Origin of the sequence: Cellulomonas sp. HD19AZ1 (assembly GCF_004535805.1) — a bacterium.
Taxonomy (GTDB): domain Bacteria; phylum Actinomycetota; class Actinomycetes; order Actinomycetales; family Cellulomonadaceae; genus Cellulomonas; species Cellulomonas iranensis.
This window is the reverse complement of record NZ_SPHX01000001.1, coordinates 269,618-286,166: the sequence shown is the minus strand read 5'-3', so window position 1 is coordinate 286,166 and position 16,549 is coordinate 269,618. Positions and strand designations below refer to the sequence as shown.

At 76.6% G+C, this 16,549-nt stretch carries 18 protein-coding genes; 7 read left to right on the top strand and 11 right to left on the bottom strand.

The window, feature by feature from the left end; all coding sequences use genetic code 11:
* Window positions 1-56 precede the first annotated feature (56 nt).
* Both E4A51_RS01325 and E4A51_RS01320 read left to right on the top strand, forming a co-directional pair.
* Entirely contained in the window at window positions 57-1,097 is a 1,041-nt protein-coding gene (locus E4A51_RS01325) for a LacI family DNA-binding transcriptional regulator (protein ID WP_046528798.1), read from the top strand.
* A 93-nt stretch (window positions 1,098-1,190) separates the two neighbouring features.
* On the top strand, window positions 1,191-2,477 hold the full coding sequence (locus E4A51_RS01320; protein WP_070320277.1) for a Glu/Leu/Phe/Val dehydrogenase: 1,287 nt from the start codon (window positions 1,191-1,193) through the stop codon (window positions 2,475-2,477).
* Between the two features lie 129 nt (window positions 2,478-2,606).
* Here E4A51_RS01320 and hemQ read toward each other — a convergent pair whose 3' ends face one another.
* Both hemQ and E4A51_RS01305 read right to left on the bottom strand, forming a co-directional pair.
* Entirely contained in the window at window positions 2,607-3,320 is a 714-nt protein-coding gene (hemQ, locus tag E4A51_RS01310) for a hydrogen peroxide-dependent heme synthase (protein ID WP_070320276.1), read from the bottom strand.
* Window positions 3,321-3,369: 49 nt separating this feature from the next.
* On the bottom strand, window positions 3,370-4,539 hold the full coding sequence (locus E4A51_RS01305; RefSeq protein ID WP_240696333.1) for a ferrochelatase: 1,170 nt from the start codon (window positions 4,537-4,539) through the stop codon (window positions 3,370-3,372).
* A gap of 333 nt (window positions 4,540-4,872) precedes the next feature.
* Here E4A51_RS01305 and E4A51_RS01300 point away from each other — a divergent pair, with 333 nt between their 5' ends.
* Window positions 4,873-5,754 (top strand): serine/threonine-protein kinase, encoded by an 882-nt coding sequence (locus tag E4A51_RS01300; RefSeq protein ID WP_070320275.1) that lies wholly within the window; start codon window positions 4,873-4,875, stop codon window positions 5,752-5,754.
* A gap of 72 nt (window positions 5,755-5,826) precedes the next feature.
* Here the strand turns inward: E4A51_RS01300 and E4A51_RS01295 are convergent, their stop codons facing one another.
* Together E4A51_RS01295 and E4A51_RS01290 are read right to left on the bottom strand one after the other, a co-directional pair.
* Entirely contained in the window at window positions 5,827-6,354 is a 528-nt protein-coding gene (locus tag E4A51_RS01295) for a flavodoxin domain-containing protein (RefSeq protein WP_070320274.1), read from the bottom strand.
* 119 nt (window positions 6,355-6,473) lie between these two features.
* Window positions 6,474-7,007: a MarR family winged helix-turn-helix transcriptional regulator gene (locus E4A51_RS01290; RefSeq protein WP_134850678.1), complete on the bottom strand. Its 534-nt coding sequence runs from the start codon at window positions 7,005-7,007 to the stop codon at window positions 6,474-6,476.
* Between the two features lie 137 nt (window positions 7,008-7,144).
* Between E4A51_RS01290 and E4A51_RS01285 the strand changes: the two genes are divergently transcribed.
* Window positions 7,145-7,708 carry an NYN domain-containing protein gene (locus E4A51_RS01285; protein ID WP_046528804.1) on the top strand — a complete coding sequence of 188 codons (564 nt, stop codon included), beginning with the start codon at window positions 7,145-7,147 and terminating at the stop codon, window positions 7,706-7,708.
* A gap of 43 nt (window positions 7,709-7,751) precedes the next feature.
* Here E4A51_RS01285 and E4A51_RS01280 read toward each other — a convergent pair whose 3' ends face one another.
* Window positions 7,752-8,561 carry a hypothetical protein gene (locus tag E4A51_RS01280; RefSeq protein WP_070320273.1) on the bottom strand — a complete coding sequence of 270 codons (810 nt, stop codon included), beginning with the start codon at window positions 8,559-8,561 and terminating at the stop codon, window positions 7,752-7,754.
* 148 nt (window positions 8,562-8,709) lie between these two features.
* Between E4A51_RS01280 and E4A51_RS01275 the strand changes: the two genes are divergently transcribed.
* Together E4A51_RS01275 and nhaA are read left to right on the top strand one after the other, a co-directional pair.
* Window positions 8,710-9,156, top strand: a complete 447-nt coding sequence (locus E4A51_RS01275; RefSeq protein ID WP_134850677.1) for an HIT family protein — start codon at window positions 8,710-8,712, stop codon at window positions 9,154-9,156.
* An 88-nt stretch (window positions 9,157-9,244) separates the two neighbouring features.
* Complete coding sequence (gene nhaA, locus E4A51_RS01270) at window positions 9,245-10,627, top strand: Na+/H+ antiporter NhaA (RefSeq protein ID WP_240696332.1); 1,383 nt, start codon at window positions 9,245-9,247, stop codon at window positions 10,625-10,627.
* 45 nt (window positions 10,628-10,672) lie between these two features.
* On the opposite strand, the gene E4A51_RS01265 is transcribed toward nhaA, so the two are convergent.
* The 6 genes from E4A51_RS01265 to E4A51_RS01240 all read right to left on the bottom strand — a co-directional run bounded on the left by E4A51_RS01265 (window position 10,673) and on the right by E4A51_RS01240 (window position 15,706).
* Window positions 10,673-11,560 (bottom strand): SDR family oxidoreductase, encoded by an 888-nt coding sequence (locus tag E4A51_RS01265; protein ID WP_134850676.1) that lies wholly within the window; start codon window positions 11,558-11,560, stop codon window positions 10,673-10,675.
* 58 nt (window positions 11,561-11,618) lie between these two features.
* Window positions 11,619-12,149, bottom strand: a complete 531-nt coding sequence (locus E4A51_RS01260; RefSeq protein WP_240696331.1) for a thioredoxin domain-containing protein — start codon at window positions 12,147-12,149, stop codon at window positions 11,619-11,621.
* Between the two features lie 74 nt (window positions 12,150-12,223).
* Window positions 12,224-13,255, bottom strand: coding sequence for an NAD-dependent epimerase/dehydratase family protein (locus E4A51_RS01255; RefSeq protein ID WP_134850675.1), 1,032 nt, complete (start codon window positions 13,253-13,255; stop codon window positions 12,224-12,226).
* Window positions 13,256-13,278: 23 nt separating this feature from the next.
* On the bottom strand, window positions 13,279-14,475 hold the full coding sequence (locus E4A51_RS01250; RefSeq protein ID WP_134850674.1) for an alcohol dehydrogenase catalytic domain-containing protein: 1,197 nt from the start codon (window positions 14,473-14,475) through the stop codon (window positions 13,279-13,281).
* A gap of 123 nt (window positions 14,476-14,598) precedes the next feature.
* Window positions 14,599-15,147, bottom strand: a complete 549-nt coding sequence (locus E4A51_RS01245) for a DUF1697 domain-containing protein (protein WP_046528810.1) — start codon at window positions 15,145-15,147, stop codon at window positions 14,599-14,601.
* A gap of 40 nt (window positions 15,148-15,187) precedes the next feature.
* Window positions 15,188-15,706 carry a methylated-DNA--[protein]-cysteine S-methyltransferase gene (locus E4A51_RS01240; RefSeq protein WP_134850673.1) on the bottom strand — a complete coding sequence of 173 codons (519 nt, stop codon included), beginning with the start codon at window positions 15,704-15,706 and terminating at the stop codon, window positions 15,188-15,190.
* A 209-nt stretch (window positions 15,707-15,915) separates the two neighbouring features.
* On the opposite strand from E4A51_RS01240, the gene E4A51_RS01235 reads away from it, so the two are divergent.
* On the top strand, window positions 15,916-16,524 hold the full coding sequence (locus E4A51_RS01235; protein ID WP_070320855.1) for a hypothetical protein: 609 nt from the start codon (window positions 15,916-15,918) through the stop codon (window positions 16,522-16,524).
* Window positions 16,525-16,549 lie beyond the last annotated feature (25 nt).

Genomic DNA, 16,549 nt, shown 5'->3' with positions numbered 1-16,549 from the left:
CGAAGCGTGACAGTGCACAGGCACCGTCGCCTGGCAGCAACAGGAGGAAGACCTCGGTGGTCAACAACCTCGGCACGCGGGGCGAGTCGCACCGTCCCGCCGCTCCCACGCTGGAGCAGGTCGCGGAACGCGCAGGCGTCTCGCGCTCCACCGCGTCCCGCGCCATCAACGGTGGCCTGCGGGTCTCCCCCGAGGCGCTCTCGGCCGTCGAGGCCGCCGTCGCCGACCTCGGCTACACCCCCAACCGCGCCGCACGCTCCCTCGTCACGCGACGCACGGACTCGATCGCGCTCGTGGTCCCCGAGCCCGACGAGCGCGTGCTCTCCGACCCGTTCTTCGCGGGCACCCTCAACGGGCTGAGCACCTCGCTCGCGGACTCCGACATCCAGGTCGTCCTCGTCATCGCCCGCCCGGGCGAGAGCGAGCGCACCATCCGCTACCTGCGCAACGGCCACGTCGACGGCGCGATCGTGGTGTCGCACCACCGCGACGACGAGCTCGACCGCGCGCTGCTCGCGTCCGCCGTGCCGAACGTGTTCGTCGGGCGCCCGCTGTCGGCGCCGGACGAGCACGTGCAGTACGTCGACACCGACAACACCGAGGGCGGACGCCTCGCGACGCAGCACCTCGTCGACCGCGGCTGCCGTCGCATCGGCACGATCGCCGGTCCGCAGGACATGTCCGCCGGCATCGACCGCCTCGCGGGCTGGCGGCAGGCGATGTCCGCGGCCGGGCTCGACCAGTCCGCCGTGGTGCACGGCGACTTCACGATCGCCTCCGGCGCCACCGCGGCACGCGAGCTGCTGGCGGCCCACCCGGACGTCGACGGCATCTTCATCGCCTCGGACCTCATGGCGGCCGGCGCGCTCGGCGTCATCACCGAGCTCGGCCGCGACGTGCCCGGGGACGTCAAGGTCGTCGGCTACGACAACCTGGGGGTCGCGGCGTCCACGAGCCCGCCCCTCACGAGCGTCATCCAGCCGGTCATCGCCATGGCCCGCGCCGCCGGCGCGCGGCTGCTGGACCAGCTCAACGGCGCACCCGCGGGCGACCCGCTGATCTTCGCGCCCGAGCTCGTGGTGCGCGCCTCCGCCTGAGAGACGGCACCTGGGACGACGCCGGTGGCGACGGGCCGTCGCCACCGGCCACGACGACGCGACCGTGCGGCGCGCCCGTGCCAGGGTGGGCCCATGCCTCACGACTACCGCTCCCCCGAGCCCGACGACCCTCCCGCCTCGTCCGCCCCGCTCGCGACCGCGCAGCACCAGCTGGCGCGCGCGGTCGAGATCCTCTCGTACGACGAGGGCCTCCACGAGGTCCTCGCGACGCCGCGCCGCGAGATGCGCGTCGCGGTGCCGCTGCGCCGCGACGACGGCCGCGTGCAGGTCTTCACCGGCTACCGCGTGCAGCACAACATCTCGCGCGGGCCCGGCAAGGGCGGGCTGCGCTACGCGCCCGGCGTCGACATCGACGAGGTCCGGGCGCTCGCGATGTGGATGACCTGGAAGTGCGCGGTCGTCGACGTGCCGTACGGGGGCGCCAAGGGCGGCGTCACGATCGACCCGCACGCGCACTCGGCGGCCGAGCTCGAACGCGTCACGCGGCGCTACACGAGCGAGATCATGCCCATGATCGGACCCGAGCGGGACATCATGGCGCCCGACATCGGCACCGACGAGCGCACCATGGCCTGGGTCATGGACACCTACTCGGTGAACCGCGGCTTCACGATCCCCGCGGTCACGACCGGCAAGCCGCTCGCCGTCGGCGGGTCGCTGGGGCGCCCGACCGCGACGTCGCAGGGCGTCGTCCACACCGCGCGCGCGGCGCTGCGCGCGGACGGCGTGGAGCTGGCCGAGGTCAGCGCCGCCGTGCAGGGGTTCGGCAAGGTCGGCTCGCACGCCGCGCGGCTGCTGCACGAGGCAGGCACTCGCGTCGTCGCGGTGAGCGACCAGTACGGCGGCGTGCAGCGTGCCGACGGGCTCGACGTCCCGGCGCTGCTCGAGCACGTCGCTGGCACCGGCACCGTGACGGGGTTCGGCGACGCCGACGCCGTGAGCAACACCGACCTCCTCGCGCTGGACGTCGACGTCCTCGTGCCGGCGGCGGTCGAGGGCGTGATCGACGGCGACACGGCCGGGCGCGTCAAGGCGCGGTGGGTCGTCGAGGGCGCCAACGGGCCGACCACGAGCGAGGGCGACCGCGTGCTCGCCGAGCGCGGCGTCGTGGTCGTCCCCGACATCCTCGCGAACGCCGGCGGCGTGGTCGTGAGCTACTTCGAGTGGGTGCAGGCCAACCAGGCGTACTGGTGGACCGAGCAGGAGATCGCCGAGCGCCTCGAGCAGCGGATGCTCGCGAGCCACGCGTCCGTGTCCGCGCTCGCCCGCGCGGAGTCCGTGACGCTGCGCGAGGCGGCGCTCACGATCGGCGTGCGCCGGGTCGCCGAGGCGCACCAGATCCGCGGGCTCTACCCGTGAGACGGGGACGGGACGGTGCCGTCGCCGCACGCGTGCGGGTGGCACCGTCCCGTCCTGCACCGTCCCGTCCTGCACCGTCCCGTCCAGCACCGCGGCGCCCGGGACCTCCCGGCGACGGCCGGTCCGGGGTCAGACGCGCGGCAGGCGCTCGACCCACTCCCCCAGCGCGACGCGCGGACCCGTGTAGAACGGGACCTCCTCGCGCACGTGCAGACGCGCCTGCGTCGCCCGCAGCTCACGCATGAGGTCGACGATGCGGTGCAGCTCGGACGCCTCGAACGCCAGCAGCCACTCGTAGTCGCCCAGCGCGAACGACGACACCGTGTTGGCACGCACGTCGGCGTAGTCGCGTGCCGCGGCGCCGTGCTCGTGCAGCATCGCGCGACGCTCGTCGTCCGGGAGGACGTACCACTCGTAGGAGCGGACGAACGGGTAGATGCACATGTAGTCCCCCGCGGGCTCGCCCGCGAGGAACGCGGGCACGTGCGCGCGGTTGAACTCGGCGGGGCGGTGCAGCCCGACGACCGACCAGACGGGCGTGAGGTGCGCGCCGAGCGCGCTCGCACGCAGCCGGTGGTACGCCGCCTGGACCTGCTCGACGGTCTCGGCGTGCCACCAGACCATGAGGTCCGCGTCGGCGCGCAGCCCCGCGACGTCGTACCAGCCGCGGACGACCAGCTCGGCGTCCGCGCCGACCGCGCGCTCGGCGTCCGCGACGACCGCGGCGCGGACGGCCGCGTCGGCCGGCAGGGGGGCGTCCACCGCGAACACCGACCACATCGTGTAACGGATGGTCGCGTTGAGCGTCTCGGCGTCGGGCGTGGGCGTGGGCGTGCTGGTCACGGGGTCTCCGTCGGGTCGTGCGGGCGGTCGGGTGGTGGGCTCGGCGCCGTCAGGACCAGGGGTCCTCGGAGCACGCCGCGGGCAGTCCGGAGTCGACGCCCGCGCGCTGCCGGCAGCAGCCCGGCGCGCAGATCGAGCGGAACGGCGGCAGCGCGCCGACCGTCTCCTGCGCGGGGCGGGGCTCGCCGGCGTCGTCGGCGCGTGCGATCGCCGCGCGCTCGAGGAGCAGGTCGACCAGGCCGCGCACGAACGGCTCGCGCACGCCGACCGAGTCGGCACGCACGGCCGTCATGCCGAGCTCTGCGGCCGTCTCGAGCGCCTCGGTGTCGAGGTCGAACGCGACCTCCATGTGGTCGGACACGAAGCCGATGGGTGCGAGCACGACCGACGTGGTGCCGGCCGCGGACAGCGCCTCCAGGTGGTCGTTGACGTCGGGCTCGAGCCACGGCTGGCTCGGCGGGCCCGAGCGCGAGCAGTAGGCGAGGTCCCACTCGACCTCGCGCCCGAGCCGCTCGGACGCCGCGGCGGCGACGCTGCGCGCGACGTCGAGGTGCTGCTCGCGGTACGACGCGCCGGCGACGACCGACGCCTCCTCCATCGTCTCGGGGATCGAGTGCGTGACGAACACGAGACGGGGCCACGCCGCGTCGGCGTCGAACCCCGCGTAGGCCTCGACCACGGCGTCGGTGTTCGCCTGCACGAACCCGGGGTGGTTGAAGTACGAGCGGCACTTGTCGACGTCGACCAGGTGCGTGCCCTCGGGTGCGCCGACCTGCACGCTCAGCGCGTCCAGGGACGACCACAGGTTCTCGCGGTACTGGCGGCACCCGGAGTACGACGAGTAGGCGGACGTGACGAGCGCGACGGCGCGCTGCGCGCCCGCGGCGTGCAGCTCCGCGAGCGCGTCGCGCGTGTACGGCTCCCAGTTGCGGTTGCCCCACACGACCGGCACGTCGAGGCCACGACGGTCGAGCTCGGAGCGCAGCGCGGCCTGCAGCGCAAGGTTCTGCTCGTTGATCGGGCTGCGCCCGCCGAAGTGGTGGTAGTGCTCGGCGACCTCGGCGAGCCGCTCGTCGGGGATGCCCTTGCCCGCGGTCACGTTGCGCAGGAAGGGCAGCACGTCGTCGGGACCGTTGGGGCCTCCGAACGAGAACAGCAGGACGGCGTCGTAGGGCGCGAGGCCGGCCGTCGTGGTCAGGGCGGTGGCGGGGGGCGTCACGGGGGGCACGGTCCGATCATCGCACCGCGCCGCGGGCCGGTCAGGTCGACCGGGCCCGCTCACCACGTGACGTTGTCGCGACGCCGTGTCACCTCGTCGGCCCGGCCGTCGGCGGCCCGACGCCCCTCGGACGCGCCGCGTCTCACCCGCCCCTCGCCACCGCCGCGCGGGCACCTCCGGGTGCAGGGCCGCCCGGCGGGTCCTACCGTCGTTCGTGGTGCCCCGCGCACCGCGCACGACCTCGCCCCGGCACGACGCCGCCGGGCGCGACCGCACCCGGACGACCGACCGGCCGGACACCGAGAGGCAGACCCCGAGAGCGATGACCACGCCGTGACGCGCACCGGACGCCACGCGGCACCGCGCCTGGCGCGGCGCTACGTGCTCGGCACCCCGCTGGGCCAGGGGGGCTCCGCGCAGGTGTTCCGCGCGCTGGACGTGCGGCTCGACAGACCGGTCGCAGTCAAGCTGTTCCGGCTCGCCGACGCGGACCCCGACCAGGTACGGCGCTACGCGCAGGAGGCACGCGTGCTCGCCGACCTCGCGCACCCCGCGCTCGTCGCGCTGCTCGACGTGGGCGCGGACGTCCTGCCCGGCACGGGACCCGTCGCGTTCCTCGTGATGGAGCTCGTCGAGGGGCGGACGCTGCGCGAGCTGGTGACCGACGGCCCGCTGGACGTCGCGACGACCGCGGACGTCGGGCACCAGCTCGCGCAGGGCCTCGCGCACGCGCACCGCGCGGGCGTCGTGCACCGCGACGTGAAGCCGTCGAACGTGCTGGTCGCGCACACGGCGCCGACGTCGGGCCGGCGTGACGCGCCCGCGGTGCCCGTCGTGCTCGCCGACTTCGGGATCGCCGCGTCGGACGCGGGCGGCTCGCCGGACGCGACGGACGACCGCGCGACCGCGAGCTACCAGAGCCCCGAGCAGGCGCTCGGCGAGCCCGTGGGGCCCGCGAGCGACGTGTACTCCCTCGGCCTCGTGCTGCTCGAGTGCCTCACGGCACGGCGCGCCTACCCGGGCGACCCGCTCACGGCCTCGCTCGCACGGCTGCTGCACGGGCCACGGATCACGGACGACCTGGACCGCGACATGGCCGCGCTGCTGCGCGCGATGACGCGCACCGACCCCGCGCAGCGGCCGTCGACGGCCGCGGTCGCGGCGGAGCTGCGCGGCGTGCGCCGTCAGCGGGAGCACGCGGTCCGCGCGTCCTGACGGACGCCGGGCTCGGACCCCGAGCACGACGGCCGAGCACGGACGCCGAGCGCGCCCGCCGGGTGCCGGCCCTCAGACCGGGTGGCTGATCGCCTCGGGGAGGTCGACGGCGAGGGTCGCGAGCTGGTCGGCGACCTCGTCGGCCCACGCGGCCACGGCCGTCATGTCGCGGTGGTCGCCCTCGCGGGCACGCCCGCCGGCGATGATCGCGCGCTCGGTGAACGAGAGCACCGAGCGGTCCAGGCGGCCACGGAAGTGCCGGTGCCCGCGGGCGCCGACGCGGTCGCGCAGCGCGGCCACCTCGAGCGGCGAGTTCGCCGAGTTCGCGGGCTGGGTCGCCAGACCCGACGAGAACAGCCACACCGGCCGCTCGCGCAGGCCGTCCGCGCACCGCGCGGCCAGGTCCCGCGCCACGGGGAGCCAGTGCGCCGTGTAGACGGCCGACCCGAGCACGACGGCGTCGTAGCCCGTCACCGTGTCGACGTCCTCGGGTGCGCGCTGGTCCACCGCGTGCCCCCGGGCACGCAGCCGGTCGGCGATCACCTCGCCGATCTCCCACGTGCCGTGGTGACGTGACGCCACTGCCAGCAGGATGCGCATCGTCCCCTCCTTCGCCGCTCGGTTGCGGACCGGGGTCCCCTTGCGACCGGTCCGTCCACCATGCTTCCTGGCGAGAGCGGCCGCGGCGTGGGCCGGAGGTCCCCACACGCCCGCGCAGGTCAGAGGTCGGACGGCGCGTCCGGCGTCGTCGCGCCGGGGTCGGGCAGGTCCTGCTGGGCGACGCGGAGCTTGGTGCACAGGCGCTCGAGCGTCGCGAGCTCGTCCGGCTCGAGAGCGCCGCCGACGAGCGCGGCGATCGAGCGCACGTGCCGGCGCCCGACCTCGCGCTGACGGCGAGCGCCGGTCTCGGTGAGGTGCACGGCGGTCCCGCGGCGGTCGCCCTCGACGGGGCCGCGCCGCACGAGGCCGTCGGCCTCGAGCCGGTCGACGAGCCGCGACAGGCTCGGCTGGGTCAGCAGGCTGGACGCCGCGAGCTCGCGCAGACGCAGGGCCCGGCCCGGCGCACGCGACAGCGTGAACAGCACGTCGTACTCGCGCATGGACAGGTCGCCCCAGACGTCGTCGCGCGCGAACCGCCGCACGAGCGTCACCTGCGCGCGGAACAGCGCCTCCCACGCCTCGGCGGACGCGCGGACGTCGGGCCCGGCGTCCGCACCGAGGGCGGGCGCACCGTCGCGACGCTCGTCGTGCACCGTCCACCCCCTCGCACCGACCGCGCGGCGTCGGCGCCCGCGGCACGGGGGCGCTCCTCGCCGCGCGAGGAATCATGTCACCCCGGCCGCGTGCGCGGCGCGCGTGCCGGGCGGGGCGGCACGTCTACGCTGGGACGATGAGCGCGACGGGGACCACCTACCTGCTGGTGGACGGCGAGAACATCGACGCGACCCTGGGGTCGTCGATCCTCGGCGGTCGCCCGACGCCCGAGCAGCGCCCGCGCTGGGAGCGCGTGCTGACGTTCGCGCAGCAGGCGTGGGACCAGCCGGTCAAGGCGCTGTTCTTCCTCAACGCCTCGAACGGCTCGTTGCCGATGTCGTTCGTGCAGGCGCTCACGGCGATCGGGTTCGTGCCGATCCCGCTGTCGGGCGAGTCGTACGAGAAGGTCGTCGACATCGGCATCAAGCGCACGCTCGAGGCGATCGCGCTGCGCGAGGGCGACGTGCTGCTCGCGAGCCACGACGGCGACTTCGCGCCCGAGGTGACGCACCTGGTCGACGCGGGGCGGCAGGTCGGCCTGCTCGCGTTCCGCGAGTTCACGAGCCAGGCCCTCGCGGGGCTGACGGCACGCGGCCTGCAGACGTTCGACCTCGAGACCGACGTGCAGGCCTTCAACGTGCAGCTGCCGCGTCTGCGGATCATCCCCCTCGACGAGTTCGACCCGCTGCGCTACCTGTGACGCACGACCGGGCCCGGCCGCGACGCCGGGCCACGCGCGGGGGTCAGCCCGTCGCGCCCGTGGCGAAGCCCTGCTCGAGGGCGGCGTCGATCGTCGCGCGGACGTGGTCCGCGTGCGGGGCGTCGGGCGCGAGGAGCTCGATGCCGTGCGCGGTGCCGGGCACCTCGGTGACGACGGACGACGCGTCCTGCCGGGCGACCAGCGCGCTGTCGGCGGCGGCCACCTGCGGGTCGTCGGTCGACGAGAACACCTGCAGCGGACCGGTGAAGTCGTTCGAGGCCGCCCGCGCGTCGACGCCGCCGTTCTCCGACGGCGGGCTGAGCGCGACGACGGCGACCGCGTCGAGGTCGTCGGCCAGGCCGGCCGCGAGCGTGCCGCCGGCCGAGGCACCCACGAAGGCCACGTCCGGGGCGCCGGTGGTGCGCAGGACGTCGAGCGCCGCACGGAACCCGATCTCGCCCGCCTTGCCCCAGTCGAAGGTCGCGACGAGGTAGCCCTCCCCCGCGAGCCGCACGAGCTCGGCGGCCCACTGGCACACGTCGCCGCGCACCTGCGGCGCGAGCAGCACGCCGCGCGGGCCCGAGCCCGCCCAGGCGACGCGGCTCGCGGCCATGCCCGTGCCGACCTCGGCGTACGCGACGCCGTCCGGCAGGCAGTCCGGCGGCTCGGCCGCCGTCATCTCGACCGGCGGGCTCGCCAGCACGGTCGGCGTCGTCACGTCGCCCGGCGCGGGCTCGGTGCCCGCCGCGCAGGCGGTCAGCAGACCGAGCGCGAGCGCGACGGCGCCGACGAGCGCGCGGGCGCCGCGTGCGGCCGAGGGGCGGGTGGACCGGGGTGTGGGGTGGAGGCGCACACGGGATTCCTAGGGGCCGGTCGCGCGCACCACAAGGGACCGCCCACTACTGAAGCGTTTCGCACGGCGTGTCGCGGGCCCCGGAGGCCCGGCCCGACGCGTCCGCACCGCACCGGCGCACGCCAGTGGCACGCGCTAGCGTGAGCGCATGCCGACGCTGTTCACGCGCATCATCGACGGCGAGCTGCCCGGACGCCTCGTCTGGGAGGACGACCGCGCGGTCGTCCTGCTCACCATCGCCCCCATCACCGACGGCCACGCGCTGGTCGTGCCCCGCGCCGAGGTCGAGCAGCTCACCGACGCGCCCGACGACCTGCTCGCGCACCTCACGTCCGTCGCCAAGGCCGTGGGACGCGCGCAGCAGGCCTCGTGGGGCGCGCCGCGCGCGGCGCTGCTGGTCGCGGGCTTCGAGATCCCCCACCTGCACCTGCACGTGCTGCCCGCGTGGGACGAGTCGAGCCTCACGTTCGCGAACGCCCGCCAGGACGTCCCCGCCGCGGAGCTCGACGCGGCCGCGCAACGCCTGCGCGACGCGCTGCGCGCGGCCGGGCACGGCGCGCACGTCCCCGCCGACCCCGAGGTCACGGCCCCGTGACGGCCACCCGACCCGCCGCACGACCCGCACCCGCGCCGCGGCGGCGACGCTGAGCACGCCCGCGCCGCGGCCGACGCTGCGCGACCGCGTGCTGCGCCGCGCCGACGCGTCCCACCGGGCCCACCCGCCCCTGCGCGAGAAGGTCTCGACGCTCGCCCCGGCGATGCGGACGTTCCTCGCCACGGAGGCCGGCAGCGCGGTCGTGCTGCTCGCCGCCACCGTCGCGGCGCTCGTCTGGGCGAACTCGCCGTGGCGCGACGCCTACACCGCCCTGTGGCACACCCCCGCGGGCGTCGTGGTCGGCGACGGCGGCCTCGTGATGGACCTCCAGCACTGGGTCAACGACTTCGCGATGGCCGTGTTCTTCGCCGTCGTCGGGCTCGAGATCAACCGCGAGGCCACGCGCGGCGACCTGCGCGACCCCCGCGCGGTCGCCGTCCCCGCGCTCGGCGCGCTCGGCGGGCTCGTCGTGCCCGTGCTCGTGTACCTCGCGTTCAACGGCGGCACCGACGCGGCGCACGGCTGGGGCGTCGTGATGTCGACCGACACCGCGTTCCTCGTCGGCGTCCTCGCGCTGTTCGGGCCGCGCTGCCCCGACCGGCTCCGGCTGTTCCTGCTGACGCTCGCGATCGTCGACGACATCGGCGCGATCCTCGCGATGGCGGTGTTCTACACCGACGACGTCGACGTCGTGGCGCTGCTCGTCGCGGGCGCGCTCACGGCCGCGCTCGTGGTGCTGCGCGTGCGCGGCGTCTGGCGCCTCGCGCCGTACGTCGCCGTCGGGCTCGCGCTGTGGGTCGCGGTGCTCGCGTCGGGCGTGCACGCGACGATCGCGGGCGTGCTCGTCGGCCTCCTCGTGCCGACCGCCGTCCCGCACGAGAAGCGCCGCCGGGCCGTCGCGGTGCACACGCGGCGCTTCCTCACCGCGGGCGGCGCCGACCGCGAGCACGCGGCCGAGGTCGCGGGCCGCGCGGCGGTGCCGACCGGCGACCGGCTGCAGCGCGTGCTGCACCCCTGGAGCGCGTACGTCGTGGTGCCGCTGTTCGGCCTCGCGAACGCGGGGGTCCGGCTGGACCCGGCGACGCTCGCCGACGCGTTCGGGTCACGCCTGACCGTCGGCGTCGCGGTCGCCCTGGTGGTCGGCAACGCGGTCGGGATCACGGGCGCCGCGACCCTCGCGCTGCGGCTCCGCCTCGGCGACCTGCCCGGCCTCGTGCGCTGGGGCCACGTGCTGGGCGGCGCCGTGCTCGCGGGCATCGGCTTCACCATCTCGCTGTTCATCGCGCAGCTCGCGTTCGACGACCCCGTGCAGCTCGAGCGCGCCAAGATCGGCGTGCTCACGGGCTCGCTCGTCGCGGCCGTCGCCGGGTCGCTGCTGCTGCGCTGGCTCGGGGAGCGGCTGCCGCTGTGCTCGCCGCCGCGCCTGCCCCCGACGCTGCCGCCGCTGCCGTGGCGGTCGCCCGCGGCCTGACACGCCCGACGCCGGCACGCCCGCCCACAGGGACGCCGGGACGGCTCAGGCGACCGGGTCGTCCGGCCCCCACGTCGCGAGCCGCAGCGTGCGCGCGTCGGCGTCGAGGATCGCGGGCGTCGCGGCACGCAGCGACGCGACCGTGTCGACCCCCGCGCGCACGAACCGGCCCGACAGGTCGTCGAGCTCGCCGCGCGCGAACGCGAGGACGAGCGCCGCGACGTCCGCCGGGTCGGTCCACTCGCTCCGGCCGTCGTGCACCGGCATCGCCGCGGTCATGTCGGTCGCCACGACGCCGGGCGCGAGGTCGAGCACGCGCAGCCCCGCGGCGGCGTACTGGTGGTGCAGCTGGGTCGTGAACCGCGCGAGCGCGCCCTTGCTGATCGCGTAACCCGTGTACGTCGGCAGCGCGCGGTGGCCCGAGCCGGAGTTCACGTTGAGCACGCGCCCCCCGCCGCGCGCGAGCATGCCCGGCAGCACCGCGTGCGTGACCAGCAGCGGGCCGCGCACGTTGGTCTCGACGACGCGCCACACGTCCTCGACGTCGTCGGCCGCGAACGGCAGCTCGGCGCGCTCGATGACGCCGGCGTTGTTGACGAGCAGACCGAGCCCGCCGTGCGCGGTGAGCGCGTCCTCGACGCGCCCGACCGCGTCGGCGACCGCACCGGCGTCGACGAGGTCCGCGACCGCGACGGTCACGTCCGCACCCAGGGCGCGCGCCTCGTCGGCCACCTCGTCGAGCCGCGTCCGCGTGCGCCCGACGAGTCCGAGCGCCCAGCCGTCGCGCGCGAGCGCGAGGGCGAGCGCGCGGCCGATGCCGCGGCCGGCGCCCGTGACGAGCGCGGTGCGAGGGACGGGCCGGGCACCCGCGGGGGCGGACGGCTCGGCGTCGGACGTGGCGGCGGACGTGGGGGCGGGCTGCGCGTCGGTCACGCGACCATCGTCGCCCACGACGCGCCCCGGCACGGTTCCACGACCCGCCGGGCCCGGCTCACACCGCGGAGACGACCGCTCGCAGCTTCTCGAGCTCGACGCGCCCCCGGTACCGCACACCGTCCACGAGGATCGTGGGCGTGCCCGGCACGTCGAGCTCGATGCCGCTCTCGTAGTCGGCCTGCACGGGCCGCGCGTACCGGTCGGCGGCCTCCCCCACGACCTCCTCGGGGTCCAGGCCCAGCTCGCCCGCCCACCGCACGAGGTCCTCGTCGCCCAGCGCGTCCTGGTGCGCGAACAGCAGGCGCTGCATCTCCCAGAACCGGCCGTGCCCCCCGGCGGCCTCGGCCGCGAGCGCCGCCGCGAGCGCGTGCGGGTGCACCTGGAACAGCGGGAAGTGCCGCCACACGAGCCGGACCCGCCCGTCGGACTCCTCGACCAGCCGGCGCAGCACGGGCTCGGCGTCCCGGCAGTACGGGCACTCCAGGTCCCCGTACTCGACGATCGTCACGGGTGCGTCGGGGTTGCCGAGCACGTGCCGGTCGGGGTCGGTGCTCACCTCGGGCGACGGGGCCGCTGACGACATCATGCGCCCAGCGTGCCGCGCGCGCCGCCGCGACGCACGCCGACCGACGCGCCGGCCCCGGGGCGCGCGCAGGGCCGTCAGACGCGGCGCCCGCGCAGCGGCGGGCTCGCGGTGCCCGCGCCGGACGCCATGCCCCGGACGGCCTCGTGCACGGCCTCGACGCCGCTGCGGGCGGGCCGCCACGCGAGCTCGCGCTCGGCGCGCCCGGTGTCGAGCAGGGGCGCCGACATGCCCATGTCGAGCCACCCGGGACCGACCGGCGCGACGCGCGCGTGCCACGCGGACCACAGCGCGGCCCGCGCCGCCGCCGGCGGCACCTCGCGCAGCCGCGCGCGCGACACGAGCGCCGCGACGTCGGGACCGCGCACCACCCCGGGACCCGCGAGGTTGAACGCGCCGCGCACCTGCCGCACGACCGCCTCGCGCACCGCGTCCGCGAGGTCGTCGGCGTGCACGGCCTGCAGCCGCAGCCCGCGCGGCCACGGCAGCACCGGCACCTCGCCGTCCAGCAGGCGCGTCGGCACCAGCGGGCCCAGGAAGTACCGGGACTGCTCGGCGCCCGCGGCGCGCTGGAACACCAGGGCCGGCCGCAGGCGCGCCACGACGAGGTCGGTGGTGGCCTCGGCCTCGTCGAGCAGCCGCTCGACGGCCGCCTTGTCGACGCTGTACGACGACGAGCGCACGCCGTCGGTGGGCCACGACTCGTCGCGCGGCTCGTCCCCCGGCGACGGCGCGTAGGCGCCCACCGACGACATGACCACGACGTGCGGGACGCCCGCGCGACCCGTCGCGGTCAGCACGCGCCGCGAGCCGACGACGTTGGTGGCCCGCAGCCGCTGCCGGTCGTGGCTCGGCTGGATCGCCCACGCGAGGTGCACGACCGCGTCGGCGCCCGCGCACGCGTCCGCGAGGGTCGTGACGGTCGCGGCCTCGTCGTCGGCGCCGACGTCGCACGCGACCCACGTCGCCGCGTCGTACGGGGCGGGCGGCGGCCGTCGCGGCGTGCGGCGCGCGACCGCGACCAGGGAGGTCACCGTCTCGTCGGCCGCGAGCCGCCGCAGCACGGCCGTCCCGACGTTGCCGCTGGCACCGACCACCACGACCCTCATGCGTGCCTCCGTGTCCGGGCCGCTCAGGCGGCCGGGTCGAGGACGACCTTGATGCAGCCGTCCGCCTTGCGCTGGAACACGTCGTACGCCTGCGGCGCCTGCTCGAGCGGCACGCGGTGCGTGCGCAGGTCGTGCACGCCCAGCGGGTCGGACTCGTCGGCGACGAGCGGCAGCAGGTCGTCGTACCAGCGCCGCACGTTGGCCTGGCCGAACCGGAACGACAGCTGGCGGTCGAACACGTCCATCATGGGGAACGGGTCGATCGCGCCGCCGTAGACGCCCACGACCGACACGGTCGCGCCGCGGCGGGCGACGCCGATGGCGGTCTGCAGCGCGGCCATGCGGTCGACGCCGGCCCTCTCGATGAAGGGCCGCGCGAGCGCGTCGGGCAGGAACGACGCCGCCCGCTGCCCCGCCGCCGCGACGGGCGAGCCGTGCGCCTCCATGCCGACGGCCTCCACGACGGCGTCGGCGCCGCGCCCGTGCGTGCGGTCCCGCACGGCGGCCACGACGTCGGCGGTGCGTGCCGCGTCGATCACCTCGACGCCGTGGCGGGCCGCCATGAGCAGGCGCTCGGCGACGATGTCGATCCCGACGACCCGCCCGGCGCCGCGGTGCAGCGCGATGCGGGCCGCCATCTGGCCGACCGGGCCCAGCCCCACGACCACGACGGTGCCGCCCGGCGGCACGGCCGCGTACTCGACGGCCTGCCACGCGGTCGGCAGCACGTCCGACAGGTAGAGGTACGTCTCGTCGGGGCGGCCGTCGTCGGGCACGACCAGCGGGCCGTACTGCGCCTGCGGCACGCGCAGGTACTGCGCCTGACCACCGGGCACGCTGCCGTACAGCGACGTGTAGCCGAACAGCGCCGCGCCCTTGCCCTGGTCGCGCACCTGCGTGGTCTCGCACTGGCTCTGCAGGCCGAGCGCGCACATGTGGCACGTGCCGCACGCGATGCCGAACGGCACGACGACCCGGTCGCCGACCCGCAGCCGGCGCCCCGCCTCCTCGCCGACCTCCTCGACGACGCCCATGGCCTCGTGGCCGAGGACGTCACCGGGGCGCAGGTAGGCACCGAGCACCGAGTACAGGTGCAGGTCGGACCCGCACACCGCGGTCGACGTCACGCGGATCACCGCGTCGGTGGGCTCCTCGACCCGCGGGTCGGGGACGTCCTCGACCCGCACGTCCTCCCGGCCCTGCCACGTCAGCGCACGCACGCGCACCACCACCTCGTCGTCGGCTCGCGTCGCCCGGCCGGGCGCCCCGCCACCGTCGCACCGGTGCGCGCCCGCCGCATCCCGGCGGGCGCTCCGCGACGCCGGCTGACGCGCGGTCGCGCGTCAGCCGGCGCGGGTCGTGGCGTCGAGCTCGTCCGCGAGCGCGGCGAGGGCCGTCACGGTGCGCAGGTTGCGCGCCGTGCCGACGGGCCGCGCGCCGGTCGTCAGCCGCGCGGCGAGGCGGCTGCGACCGACGCCGTGCGGCAGGTGCAGGTACAGCTCGCGGCCCGCCGCGGCGAGGTCCTCGGGCGGCTCGACGGGCACGTCGGGCACCCGGGCGGGCGCGTCGCCGGGCAGGAGCACGACGTGGTGGTGCGTGGGGTCGTCGTCGCGGTCGAGGAACGGCCAGGCCGCGAGCACGGCGTGCAGCTCGTCGCGCGTGCGGACCACGACGTCGGGCTGCACGGGGAACGCCGCGGCGCACGCGTCGCGCAGCGTGCGGGCGACGCGTGCCGGGTCGTCGTCGCTCGTCAGCAGCACGTTGCCGCTGTTGAGGTGCGTGCGGACGTCGCCGTACCCGGCGTCCGCGACGACGCGCCGCAGGTCCGCCATGGGCACGCGCGTGGCACCGCCCACGTTGACCCCGCGCAGCAGGGCGACGAGCACCGTCATCGCGTCACGCTCCCCTCGTCGTCCCGTCCGTCCCGCCGGCTCAGAACAGCGTGCTCGCGCCGGTCGCGACGCGCGCCTCGAGCGCGAGCAGCGCGCGCTTGCACTCGAGCCCGCCGGAGAACCCGGTGAGCGTGCCGTCGGCGCCGACCACGCGGTGGCACGGCAGCACGACCGGCAGCCGGTTCGCGCCGTTCGCCGCCCCGACCGCGCGCGCGGTCGTGCGTGGGTCGAGCCCGACGGCGGCCGCGAGCGCGCCGTACGTCGTCGTCGTGCCGTACGGCACGCGCGCGAGCCCCTCCCACACGCGCTGCTGGAACGCGGTGCCGCGCGGGCGCAGCGGGAGGTCGAACGTGCGCAGCTCGCCCGCGAAGTAGGCGGTGAGCTGCCGCACCGCGGCGCCCAGCACGGGGTCGTCGCCCGGGTCCGCGGGCTCGCCGAGCCCGTCGGTCGCGGCCGAGCCGTCGGGGTGCGGCAGCCGCACGTCCGTCACGGCGCCGTCGGCGACCGCCACGGCCACGTCGCCGACCGCTGACCCCACCACGGCGTACCTCGTCGTCATGCCCTCATCCTCCCGCCGGCCACCGACACGCGTCGCGCGCGCCCGTCGAAGCAGACGCGCGGGGCGGGCACCACGTGAGGTCCCGCGCCCGGCCGGCCCCGCGGGGCGCGGACGGGCGCCACCTCCGCCGTCCGGAGGAGACGCCGCCCGCACGACCGTCCGTCCGCCGGACGACGGTCGCGACCGTCGCGCGCTGGACTGGCCGCACCATGGACGACGACGACGCGACGCCCCGCCCCGACGACACCGGCCCGGCCGCGACGTTCCGGCCCGTGACCGGCTGGTCCGCGCTGTGGCGCGGCGCGTTCGGCACGCACCACGCCGGCAGCCACTGGGTGGTCGACGTGCACTACCTCGACCTGGACGAGAGGCTCCGGCTCTACCGCGACGGCCGGCTGGTCGAGGAGCGCCGCTCCCCCGCGCGCTTCGCGCTGGACGACGGCGCGAGCGTGCGGGTCGCGCTCAGCACGTTCGGCGTGCGGCACGCCCACCTCGAGACCGCCGCCGGGCGGCGGGACCTGGACCCGCTGCCGGGCACGTCGGAGGCGTGGCGCGACCGCATGGACCGCGAGCACCCGACCGCGAGCCGCGCGGTCGCGGCGGTCGCGTGGCTCGTGCTCGTCGTGGGGCTGCTCGCGCAGGTGCCGCCCACGCTGCGGCTCGTCGAGGTCGCGCTCGCGCACGTCGACGTCGCGTGGCGGGCGCCCGCCCTGTGGGAGGCGCCGGACGCGTGGGGTCCGTGGCTCGGGGGCGCGGCCGTGCTCGCGGCGGTCGACCGCGCGCTGCGCCGACGCTGGACGCCGTGGCTCGACGACTGACGGCGTCCCGGCGGTCGACGCCGGC

Coding starts and splice junctions, on each gene's coding strand:
- E4A51_RS01320 (WP_070320277.1), top strand. CDS start 1,191: ATGCCTCACGACTACCGCTCCCCCGAGCCCGACGACCCTCCCGCCTCG.
- E4A51_RS01295 (WP_070320274.1), bottom strand. CDS start 6,354: ATGCGCATCCTGCTGGCAGTGGCGTCACGTCACCACGGCACGTGGGAG.
- E4A51_RS01285 (WP_046528804.1), top strand. CDS start 7,145: ATGAGCGCGACGGGGACCACCTACCTGCTGGTGGACGGCGAGAACATC.
- E4A51_RS01275 (WP_134850677.1), top strand. CDS start 8,710: ATGCCGACGCTGTTCACGCGCATCATCGACGGCGAGCTGCCCGGACGC.
- E4A51_RS01260 (WP_240696331.1), bottom strand. CDS start 12,149: ATGATGTCGTCAGCGGCCCCGTCGCCCGAGGTGAGCACCGACCCCGAC.
- E4A51_RS01255 (WP_134850675.1), bottom strand. CDS start 13,255: ATGAGGGTCGTGGTGGTCGGTGCCAGCGGCAACGTCGGGACGGCCGTG.
- E4A51_RS01245 (WP_046528810.1), bottom strand. CDS start 15,147: ATGACGGTGCTCGTCGCCCTGCTGCGCGGGGTCAACGTGGGCGGTGCC.
- E4A51_RS01240 (WP_134850673.1), bottom strand. CDS start 15,706: ATGACGACGAGGTACGCCGTGGTGGGGTCAGCGGTCGGCGACGTGGCC.
- E4A51_RS01235 (WP_070320855.1), top strand. CDS start 15,916: ATGGACGACGACGACGCGACGCCCCGCCCCGACGACACCGGCCCGGCC.